The sequence below is a fragment of the Burkholderia sp. PAMC 26561 genome, assembly GCF_001557535.2.
In the GTDB taxonomy this organism is placed as follows: Bacteria; Pseudomonadota; Gammaproteobacteria; order Burkholderiales; family Burkholderiaceae; genus Caballeronia.
This window is the reverse complement of sequence record NZ_CP014306.1, coordinates 2,600,692-2,612,279: the sequence shown is the minus strand read 5'-3', so window position 1 is coordinate 2,612,279 and position 11,588 is coordinate 2,600,692. Positions and strand designations below refer to the sequence as shown.

Below are 11,588 nucleotides of genomic sequence, written 5' to 3'. Positions count from 1 at the left end.
CGTGGCATCGGCCGAATGGCCGATGCCTCCGAAATTGATTCGGCAATGCCGCGCCGCTGCGGTAAGCTTTATTGGCTGAACAAGCGCCGCGTGGCGGGCGAGCCCGCGGGAATGCCGGCTTGCTCAAGCTTCGCGTAGAGCGTCATCAACTGTTTTTCGATGGCGAGCAGCGAGCTTTCCGGCAGCGGCCGGCGCTGATCGTCCACCACCCTTGCGCCAATGCGCTCGGACAGCGATTTTGCGTAGTCGCACATGAGGCGAAACGGCAGGATGTCTTCGTCGGCGACCGGCACGTCCAGCACCAGCGTGATCATCTGGCCGCCCTTGTAGGTCAGGTCGTCGCGCAGGAAGTTGGTATCGCCGAAAAGCAGCATGAAAACCGGGTTCTGGCGTGCGTCGAGCTTGACGAAGCGCGTGCCGTCGCGTGAAAGCAGCAAGCCGTCCTGCGACGCCACCGCCTGCACGTAGTTGGCCGACCAGGGCGCGCCGTCAGAGAGAATATTGATGGACAACTGAGCGTCGCATTGGGCCGCGAACGCGTCGAGCTCACGCGCCATTCCGACTGTTTCGAGCATGTCGGGGAATTCGGGCGAACCGTCGATTCCGTCGGCGAAACGCTGTACGCCCGTCACGAACTCGGAAAACTCGAGTTCATTCAGCGGGCCGCCGCGATTGGCAAGCTGGGCCGCTGCACGCAATTCCTCGTAGCGTGCGCCGTTCTTGAGCAATTCCCACGTCGTGCCGCCTTCCGGCTTGCCTTCGATGTGTACCGGTTTCGCGCCCGCGCGCCGCAGCTTCTGTGCGCTCGGAATCAGCTTGTCGCCGGCAATGGGTGCGACAAGGCGAATTGGCACAACGCAATCGATCCGGCGATCCACGATAGCCGGCGGCGCCGAAGAAATGGTGGTCGCGGCCGGCAGCACCGGTTCGTCGTCATCGGCAATGATGGAGGGCGAATCCGGTTCCTCGAAGTCGCCATTCACCGAAGTCGATTCGGCCTGGATATCCACGGCCGTGTCCGCCGGCGCAACCGTGGACAGCGGCCCGGTGCCGCCGAAACTCGGTTCCACGCGTGAGTCCGGCGTGTCGGTTCTGTCAGCCTCGCCGATTGCGGGCTCGCGCCGTACCGGGCGCGTCGGTTCAATGAACGGCTGCTCGTCCTCCGTATCCTGCCGGGCGAGCGATTCCGCCGCTTCCTCAGGCATTGGACGGGGCATCTTGCGGCGCACTTTTGCGCCCTGCCACGCGTTGTAGACCACCACGCCGCCCACCACCACGGCTCCTGCCCCGATCAACCCGAGTGTCAACTCGTCCATGCACGCTCCGTCATACTTTCTGTTTGCGCTGTTTCATGCCGAGCGGCGCCCTTTAAGCTGCCGCTACCCGTGTCCAGCGCTTGTATTGAATTACGCCCCGCGATCTGCGCCGCATCAGGATTCACAAATCGAACCCCGTTCGCCACTCCGCGCCTGACGCGCCAGAACCGGCCTGCCGGACCGGTTCTTCACTCTGTTTTGATCGCCGGAAGTGCATCAATCCGCGCTCCGGCGAAACGTTCATGCATTCTGGGCGAAACCCGCCGCAGATTCCATATCCACGGCAACAATCCGCGATACACCCTGTTCCTGCATCGTCACGCCGATCAGTTGCTGCGCCATTTCCATCGCGATCTTGTTGTGCGAGATGAAGAGGAACTGCGTCTTCTCCGACATCGCCCGGACGAGGTTCGCGAAGCGTTCCGTGTTGGCATCGTCGAGTGGCGCGTCGACTTCGTCCAGCAAGCAGAACGGCGCCGGATTCAACTGGAACATGGCGAACACGAGCGCGGTCGCCGTCAGCGCCTTTTCACCGCCCGAAAGCAGGTGGATGGTCGAATTCTTCTTGCCGGGCGGCTGTGCGAGAACCTGCACGCCGGCATCGAGAATTTCATCGCCCGTCATGACGAGCTTCGCCTGACCGCCACCGAAGAGACGCGGGAACAGCTCGCCGAAATGACGGTTGACCTCGTCGAACGTGCCTTGCAACAATGAGCGCGTTTCCTGGTCGATCTTGTGGATCGCGTCTTCCAGCGTGCCGATGGCGTCGTTCAGATCCGCCGATTGCGAATCGAGGAACGACTTGCGCTCGCTCGCCGCCGCGAGTTCGTCGAGCGCCGCCATGTTGACCGCGCCAAGCGCCGCGATCGCGTTATTCAGACGCGTGACTTCGCCTTGCAGGTACGAAGGCTTCATGTCCGGCGTGAGCTTGGCCTGCAGATCGGCTTCGTCCACGCCGGCGGCCGCCAGTTGCTCGACGAACTGCTCGCCGCTGATGCGCGCGGCCTGCTCTTTCAACTGCAACTCGCTGATCTTGTCGCGCAGCGGCTGCAACGAACGCTCGGCGATCAGCCGAAGCTCGTCTGCCTGACGTAGACGCGCGGTGAGATCGTCCAGTTCGATACGCGTTGACTGCAGCGCCTCTTCCCTGGCCGCGCGCAATTCGAGCGCGTCTTGCAAGCCGGTGTGCGCCGTTTGCTCGTTGATGGTTTCGAGCTCGGCACGCGCATCTTCGAGGGCGCCTGCAACACGTTCGCTCTGCTCTTTCGCTGTTTCGATATTGCGCCGATATTCCTCGATCTTCGCCGCAAGCCCGCGCGCCGCGAAGCTGGCGTCGGTAGCCGCGCGCTCCAGATCGCGCGCTTCCTGACGGGCGTTGGTCAACGCTTCGTCGAGTGCTTCAAACGCAAGCTGGTTGTCTTCGAAACGCGCCTGCAATTCAGCAAGCTCGCCGTCATGGCGCTCGAAGTTCGCTTCCGATTCGGCGCGCAAAGCGCGTTGTTCATCGATTTGCGCCGTGATTTCTGCGAGTTCTTCACGGATTTGCGTGCTGCGCTGCATGTAGCGATCGTGCGCCTGCGTGAGCTTCAGCACGTCCATTTGCAGCGCGTGCACGCGCTGGGTCGCGCGTTCAGCGGCCGAACGTGCGTCGCCGAGCGCCCCCGATGCCTGCGTGTGCGCCGCTTCCGCGCGAACGGCGGCGGCTTTGGCTTCGTCGGCGAGCAACGCCTGGGCGCGGACCTGCTTCGTCAGGTTTTCGATTTCGTGCTGGCGTGCGAGCATGCCGGCCTGCTCGGAGTCGGCCGCGTAAAGCTGCACGCCGACCCGCGTTACCACGTGCCCGGCCTTCACCACGAACGCGCCGCCATCGGGCAATTGAGCGCGCGTGGAAAGCGCCTGGGCGATGTCATCGGCGACGAACACCTGGGCCAGCCAGTCGGTCAGCACGGCCCGCAAACCCGCGTCGTCAATACGGATCAGCCCCAGGAGCGGCCGCAAACCCGCGGGCGTTTCCTGCGCTGGGCCGGCATTCGGCGGCGCGTAGAACGCGAGCTTGGCCGGCGGCGCGTCGGTGGCGAACGCCTTCACCCAATCGAGATTCGACACTTCCAGCGCCGCGATCCGTTCCCGCAGCACCGATTCCAGCGCCGTTTCCCAGCCGGCTTCCACATGCAGCTTCTTCCAAAGACGCGGCAGCGAACCGAGTTCGTGCTTGTCGAGCCACGGCTGGATCTTGCCCTCGGTCTGGACGTTTTCCTGCAACTGCCTGAGCGCCGCGAGCCGCGCTTCGAGCTGGTGAATCTGGGCGCTTTCGGCTTGCACTTTCTCCTGCGCGGCCCGCCGTTCACCGTCCAGACGCGGGACCATGTCCTGTGCATCGGCGAGACGCGCTTGGGCCTCTGCGAGGATTTCCTCGTGCTCGGCCATTTGCATGCGCAACTCTTCGAGCTGCGCTTCGTCGGGCGCATCCAGGCCGCCCGCTTCGCTTTTCAGGCGTTCGTGGCGCTGCTGCAATTGCTGCAGTTGCTGGTCGGCATTGCGCTGATGCGCGGCCTCCAGCTTCAACGCCTGCTCCGTGCGCGCAATGGTCGCGCGTTCGTCGTTCAATCCGGTCTGTGCATCGCGAAAACGCGCTTCGAGCGCAGGCAATTCGTCCTGTTTCGCAGCCGCCGTTTCCTGCGCGATGGCCGCCTTTTCCTCGCCGACAGCCAGTGCTTCTTCAGCGTCGTCGATCTCGCCGCGCGCTTTCCCGGCCTGCATCTGCCATTGCTCGCGCTGCGCGGTCAACGCGGCGATCTGCGCCTGCACGCGATTACGCGATTCGACGATAAAGCGAATTTCCGCCTCGAGCTTGCTGACTTCGGCATTCGCTTCGTAGAGCGCGCCCTGAGCGCCTTGCATGGCGTCGCTTGCGCTGTAGTGCGCCACGCGCAGCGTTTCAAGTTGTGCTTCGACTTCGCGCAGCTTCGCGGTTTGCGATTCGAGTTCGATCTGCGCGTCGCTGATTGCACGCTGCTGACGCTCGGACTCGTTGCCCGCCTCGTTCTTGCGCAAAAGCCACAAGAGCCGCTGCTTTTCCTCGCCATCGGCCTGCAAGGTCTTGTATTTCGTCGCGACGATTGCCTGCGCTTCGAGCTTCTCGAGGTTCGCGCTCAGCTCGCGCACGATATCTTCCACGCGGGTCAGGTTTTCGCGGGTGTCGTGCAAGCGGTTTTCGGTCTCGCGCCGGCGCTCCTTGTACTTCGATACCCCCGCGGCCTCTTCCAGGAACACGCGCAGTTCTTCGGGCTTCGCCTCGATGATCCGCGCGATCATGCCCTGCCCGATGATCGCGTACGCACGCGGCCCAAGGCCCGTACCCAGGAAAATGTCCTGGATATCGCGGCGGCGGGCGGGCAGGTTGTTGATGTAGTAGCTGGAGGTACCGTCGCGCGTGAGTACGCGCTTGACGGCGATTTCGGCGTAGGTGCCCCACTGCCCGGCGGCGCGGCCGTCGGCGTTATCGAAGATCAGTTCGACGCTGGCCCGGCTGCCCGGCTTGCGCGCGGTGGAACCGTTGAAGATCACGTCCTGCATCGACTCGCCGCGCAGCTCGGAGGCGCGCGATTCGCCGAGCACCCAGCGCACGGCGTCGATGATGTTGGACTTGCCGCAGCCATTCGGGCCGACCACGCCGACAAGCTGGCCTGGGACCTGGAAATGGGTGGGATCGACGAAGGACTTGAAGCCAGCGAGTTTTATCGAGGTCAGACGCACGGCGATATCGCTGATTGAAATGAATGCTGGAAACGGGCCGGCGAACCTCGTGTGCACGCATGTCCGTGCAGCGGAGGGCGTAAGACGCCGGTCGAAAACGCTCGGGCGGCGCGGGCTGGACCCTTGATCAAGACACTGCCCGGCGAACGATGACAATCATACCATCGCGCGGAATGATTTCTTTTCGCTCAAGGCGGACGCTTTGTGTATGTCTTTTATCGGCAATCGACCAGGCAGGTCAGCGGGCGTTTTTCTAGTCCGAATGGCCCCGCCATTGAAGTTGCAGGGCCGCCGGGAAAGCGCCCCGGGATATAATCGCAGCCTTGTTGTCTCACTGTCAGCCGCGACCTGACGCATGAACCCCAGGGCATCGACCAAGCCGTGAATCCACTTCTCCAGAAACTTCAGCCGTATCCGTTCGAAAAGCTGCGCGCGCTGTTCAAGGGCGTCACGCCGCGGGCGGATTTCTCACCGGTCAGCTTTGGCATCGGCGAGCCGAAACATGCCACGCCCGCGCTGATCCGCGAAGCTGTTGTCAATGCCATGGCGGGGCTGGCTTCCTATCCGGCCACCGCCGGGAGCGAGCCGTTGCGGCAGGCGATTGCGGAATGGACCAGGCAACGTTACTTGCTTCCCGCTGTCAGCGCCGCCACCGAGGTGCTGCCGGTTTCCGGCTCACGGGAGGCCCTGTTTTCGCTGGCTCAGACGGTGATCGACAGCCGTAGCGCCGCCGAACCGCCGGTCGTGGTGTGCCCGAATCCGTTTTATCAAATCTACGAAGGCGCGGCGTTGCTGGCCGGCGCCGAGCCGTATTTCGTGAACAGCGATCCGGCGCGCAATTTCGCCTGCGATTACTCGGCCGTACCGGACGCCATCTGGGCGCGCACGCAGTTGCTTTTCGTCTGCTCGCCGGGCAACCCGACTGGCGCCGTGCTCACACTCGACGACTGGCGCGAACTGTTCGCGTTGTCGGATCGCCATGGCTTCGTGATCGCATCCGACGAATGCTATTCCGAGATCTATTTCGACGAAGCCGCCCCGCCGCTTGGCGGCCTGGAAGCGGCGCACAAGCTCGGGCGCGGGTTTGAGCGCCTGGTAATGTTGTCGAGCCTGTCCAAGCGTTCGAACGTGCCCGGCATGCGCTCGGGCTTTGTCGCCGGCGACGCGGCCATCCTCAAGCAATTCCTGCTCTATCGCACGTATCACGGCGCCGCGCTCTCGCCCATGTTCCAGGCAGCGAGCGCCGTCGCGTGGAAAGACGAGGCGCACGTTCGCGAAAACCGCGCGCTCTACCTGAAGAAATTCACGACGGTGACGCCCATGCTCGCCGAGGTGCTTGACGTGCGCCTGCCCGACGCCGCGTTCTACCTTTGGGCGAACGTAGCGCGCACCGGCCTCTCGGACACCGAGTTCGCCGCACGCCTTTACGCCGACTATAATGTGACGGTTTTGCCGGGCTCGTTCCTGGCACGCGATGCCCACGGCACGAATCCCGGCAGCGGTTTTATCCGCATTGCGCTGGTCGCGGATGTCGACGAATGCGTGGAAGGCGCACAGCGAATCGTGGATTTCTGCCGCTCGCTGGACCGCTAGATCCCTCCTTAATCTCAGCACTCACTTTAAGTCACGACCATGTCGCAACAACTTCAGCAGATCATCGATACCGCCTGGGAAAACCGCGCCGAGCTGTCGCCGAAAGCGGCGCCCGCCGAGGTACGCGACGCCGTCGCTCACGCAATCGAGCAACTCGACAAAGGCGCGCTGCGCGTCGCCGAAAAGCAGAACGGCGAATGGTTGGTCAATCAATGGCTGAAGAAAGCGGTGCTGCTGTCGTTCCGTCTTGAAGACAATGCGCCGATGCCCGCCGGCGGTTACAGCCAGTTCTATGACAAGGTGCCGTCGAAATTCGCCAACTACACCGCTGAAGATTTCGCAGCGGGCGGTTTTCGCGTCGTCCCGCCTGCCATTGCGCGCCGCGGTTCGTTCATCGCGAAGAACGTGGTGCTGATGCCGTCATACACGAACATTGGCGCGTATGTGGATGAAGGCACGATGGTCGATACCTGGGCCACGGTCGGTTCATGCGCGCAGATCGGCAAGAATGTGCACTTGTCGGGCGGCGTGGGGATTGGCGGCGTGCTGGAACCGCTGCAGGCAAACCCCGTGATCATCGAAGACAACTGCTTTATCGGCGCGCGTTCGGAAGTGGTGGAAGGCGTGATCGTCGAAGAAAATTCGGTCATTTCCATGGGCGTGTATCTCGGCCAGAGCACGAAGATCTATGACCGCGAAACCGGTTCGGTGACGTACGGCCGCATTCCGGCAGGTTCGGTGGTCGTTGCGGGCAATCTGCCTTCAAAGGACGGTTCGCACAGCCTGTACTGCGCGGTGATCGTGAAGAAGGTCGATGCGAAGACGCGCGCCAAGGTTGGTCTGAACGAGTTGCTGCGAGGCGATTGATCCATGGCCGCGAAAAAGATCGTCGTGTATGGGATTCCGAATTGCGACACCGTGAAAAAAGCGCGCGTGTGGCTGGAAGAACATGACGTGCCGTTCGAATTCCACGACTTCAAGAAGGCCGGTGTATCGACGGCGTTGTTGCAGGACTGGTTGAAGGACGTCACGCTCGACGAACTGATCAACCGTCGCGGCACGACATGGCGCGGCTTGTCGGATACGTACAAGGACGAAGCCGGATCGACCGCCGGCGCGATTGCATTGATGATCCACAAGCCGTCGATCATCAAGCGGCCCGTGCTGGTCGTGAACGGCCGCGTGAAGTCGCTCGGGTTCGACGCCGAAAAGTACCAAACGCTGTTTGTTTGAAGTTTCGGCTTTGCATGCAGCATCGCGCGCCATCGTAGCGCGCGTGAATCCTGCGTGAATAATCATCCATGCCGGCCGCCGCGCCGGCATTTTTATTGAAAGTGGCTCGAAACCATGTCCGGCACCCTTCTTCTCTCCGAACAACTCATCGCGCGTCCGTCCGTCACGCCGGACGATCAACACTGTCAGAATGTGCTGATCGAGCGTTTGTCGGCGATTGGTTTCGAATGCGAAACCATCGAGTCGGGCGGCGTCACGAACCTGTGGGCCGTTAAACGCGGCACGGATGGCACTGACGGCAAGCTGCTTGCGTTCGCCGGCCACACGGACGTGGTGCCGACCGGCCCGCTTGAGCAGTGGACATCGCCGCCGTTCGAGCCGACACACCGCGACGGCAAACTGTACGGCCGCGGCGCGGCAGACATGAAAACGTCGATCGCGGCGTTCGTGGTGTCGAGCGAGGAGTTTGTCGCGGCGCATCCCGCGCATCGCGGCTCGATCGCATTCCTGATCACGAGCGACGAAGAAGGTCCCGCGACCGACGGCACTGTCAAGGTGATCGAAGCGCTGAAAGCACGCGGCGAGCGGCTGGATTACTGCATCGTCGGCGAGCCGACATCCAGCGCCAGGCTTGGCGACATGGTCAAGAATGGCCGCCGCGGCTCGATGTCCGGCAAGTTGGTCGTGAAAGGCGTGCAGGGTCACATTGCGTATCCGCATCTCGCGAAGAACCCGATCCATTTGCTTGCACCGGCGTTGGCCGAACTCGTCCAGACGCATTGGGACGACGGCAACGAATATTTCCCGCCGACCACGTGGCAGGTCTCCAACCTGCATGGCGGCACGGGCGCGACCAACGTGATCCCGGGTCACATCGAGTTGATGTTCAATTTCCGCTTCTCCACGGCGAGCACGGTGGAAGGCTTGCAAAGCCGCGTCCACGCGATCCTCGACCAACACGCGCTCAACTACGACCTCGCATGGAGCGTCAGCGGCCTGCCGTTCCTCACGCCGCGCGGCACGTTGTCGGGCGCGCTGGAGCAGGCCATTCTCGATGAAACCGGCGTTCGCACCGAACTCTCGACCACCGGCGGCACGTCGGACGGCCGCTTTATCGCGCAGATCTGCGAGCAAGTCGTCGAATTCGGACCGCCCAACGGCAGCATTCACAAGATCGACGAGCATGTCGAGATCGCGTTCATCGATCCGTTGAAAAACGTGTACCGGCGCGTGCTCGAAACCTTGCTCGCCTGATCCAAACCACTCTTTAAAGGAGCCTGCGATGGCGCTTCCCTTCACCACCGTACGCGATCTGCTGCGCTTTGCCGTCTCGCGATTCACCGAGGCAAAGCTGTCGTTCGGGCACGGTTCATCGAATGCATTCGATGAAGCCGCGTACCTCGTCCTGCACACCTTGCACTTGCCGCTCGACACGCTCGACCCGTTTCTCGACGCCCGTCTGCTCGACACCGAAATCGACGCCATCATGAAAGTGATCGAGCGGCGCGCGAAAGATCGCGTGCCCGCGGCGTACATCACGAACGAGGCGTGGATGCACGGGCATCGTTTTTACGTCGACGAACGCGTGATCGTGCCGCGGTCGTTCATTGGCGAATTGTTGCAGGACGGCTTGCAGCCGTACGTGCAGGACCCCGACGAAGTCTCGCGCGTGCTCGAACTCTGCACCGGCTCGGGCTGTCTCGCGATTCTCGCGGCGCAGGCGTTCCAGAATGCGGATATCGATGCCGTCGACATCTCCGCGCCAGCGCTGGAAGTCGCGCACCAGAACGTGGACGACTACGACCTGGATTCGCGCATCGCCCTGTACGAAGGCGACTTGTTCGCGCCGCTGCCCGGCGGCCGTTACGAGGTCATCATCACGAACCCGCCCTACGTCAACGCGCTCGCCATGCAGTCGTTGCCGGCCGAGTACCGTCATGAGCCTGAACTGGCGCTTGCCGGCGGCGCGGACGGCATGGATATCGTGAAGCGGATCATTGGCGAAGCGCGCAAATGGCTGACCGAGGACGGCGTGCTCGTGATCGAGATCGGCAACGAACGTGCGAACGTGGAAGCGACGCTCGGCGGACTGGACATGGTCTGGCTTTCGACCAGTGCCGGCGACGACAACGTGTTCCTCATCCAGGCCGCCGACCTGCCGGCCTGATGTCCACCGCAGGACTCCAGCACCACTAGAGCACGCTCACGGGCCGACCGCGCACATGCATATTGAATGGCAGGACTGGCTGCATCTAGGCACGTTTGTCATCATCGCCCACTTGCTCGGCGTGATGGCCGCGTGCCATGCGGTGCTCAACACGCGCACGTCACAGGGCGCGGTTGCGTGGGCAGTGTCGCTCGTCGCCATGCCGTACTTCACGCTCATCCCGTATCTGTTCCTTGGGCGCAGCAAGTTCGCGGGGTATATCGACGCAAGGCGCCTCGAGAACGAAATCCTGCGCAAAAGCGCGCATCCGACCGAATGGAATTTCCCCGATGAAGCCGCCCGCCTTCGCGGCGTGGCGCCCGGCGATCCCGCCGAATATCTTGGACACCCGACTATTCGCGCGCTCACGCGTCTGAGCGGAATGCCGTTCTTGCGCGGCAATTCGGTACGCGTGCTGATCAACGGCACCACGACTTTCGATGCAATTTTCGAAGCCATTGAAAAAGCAAAGACTTATGTGATCGTGCAGTTTTTCATCGTTCGCGCCGATGAACTCGGGCTGAAGCTGAAAGACCTGTTGATCAGGAAAGCACAAGAAGGCGTGCGGGTTTATTTCCTGTACGACAGCATCGGCAGTTTCGATTTGCCGCATCGCTACGTGAACGCGCTTCGCGCCGGCGGCGTGCAGACGCATCCTTTCGCGACCAAGCGAAAATTCGTCAATCGCTTTCAGATCAACTTTCGCAATCATCGAAAGATCGTCGTGGTGGACGGCGAACGCGCGTTTGTCGGCGGGCACAACGTTGGCGTGGAATATCTGGGCGGCAATCCGCGCTTGTCGCCATGGCGCGATACACACATTGAAGTGCGCGGGCCGGCGGTCGCGAGCATCCAGTTCGTGTTCATTGAAGACTGGTATTGGGCGACGCAGCGCATCCCGGAAGTCGAGGCATCGAAGGTCTCTGAAAAAGACATGAGCTGTCTCGTGCTCGCAAGCGGTCCCGCCGACCGGCAGGAAACGTGTTCGCTGTTTTTTGTCGAAGCCATCAACGCGGCGCGTTCGCGCATATGGATCACGACGCCCTATCTCATCCCCGACGAAGCCGTGTTCTCCGCGTTACGCCTTGCCGTGCTGCGCGGCGTGGACGTGCGCATCCTGATTCCGAGCCGGCGCGATCATCGGGTGGTGTTTGCCGCGTCGAAGTTGTATGCCTACGATGCGTTGCTCGCCGGCGTGCGGATCTTCCGTTACCGGCCGGGCTTTTTGCATCAGAAAGTGGTGCTGGTCGACGACATGTCGGCGGCGATCGGCAGCGCGAACCTGGATAACCGCTCGTTCCGCCTGAACTTCGAAATCATGGTGCTGACGGTGGACCAGAGCTTTGCCGCCGAAGTCGAAAAGATGCTGCTCGACGACTTCGCGCAATCGTGGGAAATCAGCCGCGACGATTACCTTGGTGCGCCCCCTCTGCGGCGCATGGCCATGCATGTCGCGCGGCTTTTTTCGCCCATTCTTTAGGCTG

Annotated in this window: 8 protein-coding genes; 6 read left to right on the top strand and 2 right to left on the bottom strand. The window is 62.3% G+C overall.

Annotation, left to right across the window (positions count from 1 at the left end; genetic code table 11):
* Nucleotides 1-68: 68 nt before the first annotated feature.
* Together AXG89_RS12030 and smc are read right to left on the bottom strand one after the other, a co-directional pair.
* The gene (locus AXG89_RS12030) at nucleotides 69-1,316 is read right to left on the bottom strand and encodes a cell division protein ZipA C-terminal FtsZ-binding domain-containing protein (RefSeq protein WP_061999144.1); all 1,248 of its coding nucleotides are present in this window, start codon (nucleotides 1,314-1,316) and stop codon (nucleotides 69-71) included.
* 240 nt (nucleotides 1,317-1,556) lie between these two features.
* A complete protein-coding gene (gene smc, locus AXG89_RS12025; RefSeq protein ID WP_062000808.1) occupies nucleotides 1,557-5,072 on the bottom strand; it encodes a chromosome segregation protein SMC in 3,516 nt (1,171 codons plus the stop codon).
* Between the two features lie 381 nt (nucleotides 5,073-5,453).
* Here smc and dapC point away from each other — a divergent pair, with 381 nt between their 5' ends.
* The 6 genes from dapC (at nucleotide 5,454) to cls (ending at nucleotide 11,584) form a co-directional block, all read left to right on the top strand.
* Nucleotides 5,454-6,665 carry a succinyldiaminopimelate transaminase gene (gene dapC, locus AXG89_RS12020; RefSeq protein WP_062169795.1) on the top strand — a complete coding sequence of 404 codons (1,212 nt, stop codon included), beginning with the start codon at nucleotides 5,454-5,456 and terminating at the stop codon, nucleotides 6,663-6,665.
* Between the two features lie 39 nt (nucleotides 6,666-6,704).
* The gene (dapD, locus tag AXG89_RS12015; RefSeq protein WP_061999142.1) at nucleotides 6,705-7,532 is read left to right on the top strand and encodes a 2,3,4,5-tetrahydropyridine-2,6-dicarboxylate N-succinyltransferase; all 828 of its coding nucleotides are present in this window, start codon (nucleotides 6,705-6,707) and stop codon (nucleotides 7,530-7,532) included.
* Nucleotides 7,533-7,535: 3 nt separating this feature from the next.
* The gene (locus AXG89_RS12010) at nucleotides 7,536-7,898 is read left to right on the top strand and encodes an ArsC family reductase (RefSeq protein ID WP_061999141.1); all 363 of its coding nucleotides are present in this window, start codon (nucleotides 7,536-7,538) and stop codon (nucleotides 7,896-7,898) included.
* A 114-nt stretch (nucleotides 7,899-8,012) separates the two neighbouring features.
* The gene (dapE, locus tag AXG89_RS12005; protein ID WP_062169794.1) at nucleotides 8,013-9,152 is read left to right on the top strand and encodes a succinyl-diaminopimelate desuccinylase; all 1,140 of its coding nucleotides are present in this window, start codon (nucleotides 8,013-8,015) and stop codon (nucleotides 9,150-9,152) included.
* 28 nt (nucleotides 9,153-9,180) lie between these two features.
* Nucleotides 9,181-10,065 (top strand): 50S ribosomal protein L3 N(5)-glutamine methyltransferase, encoded by an 885-nt coding sequence (prmB, locus tag AXG89_RS12000; RefSeq protein ID WP_061999139.1) that lies wholly within the window; start codon nucleotides 9,181-9,183, stop codon nucleotides 10,063-10,065.
* Nucleotides 10,066-10,120: 55 nt separating this feature from the next.
* The gene (gene cls / locus AXG89_RS11995; protein ID WP_172811924.1) at nucleotides 10,121-11,584 is read left to right on the top strand and encodes a cardiolipin synthase; all 1,464 of its coding nucleotides are present in this window, start codon (nucleotides 10,121-10,123) and stop codon (nucleotides 11,582-11,584) included.
* The last annotated feature ends 4 nt before the right edge of the window (nucleotides 11,585-11,588 follow it).

Coding starts and splice junctions, on each gene's coding strand:
- AXG89_RS12030 (WP_061999144.1), bottom strand. CDS start 1,316: ATGGACGAGTTGACACTCGGGTTGATCGGGGCAGGAGCCGTGGTGGTG.
- dapD (WP_061999142.1), top strand. CDS start 6,705: ATGTCGCAACAACTTCAGCAGATCATCGATACCGCCTGGGAAAACCGC.
- AXG89_RS12010 (WP_061999141.1), top strand. CDS start 7,536: ATGGCCGCGAAAAAGATCGTCGTGTATGGGATTCCGAATTGCGACACC.
- dapE (WP_062169794.1), top strand. CDS start 8,013: ATGTCCGGCACCCTTCTTCTCTCCGAACAACTCATCGCGCGTCCGTCC.
- prmB (WP_061999139.1), top strand. CDS start 9,181: ATGGCGCTTCCCTTCACCACCGTACGCGATCTGCTGCGCTTTGCCGTC.
- cls (WP_172811924.1), top strand. CDS start 10,121: ATGCATATTGAATGGCAGGACTGGCTGCATCTAGGCACGTTTGTCATC.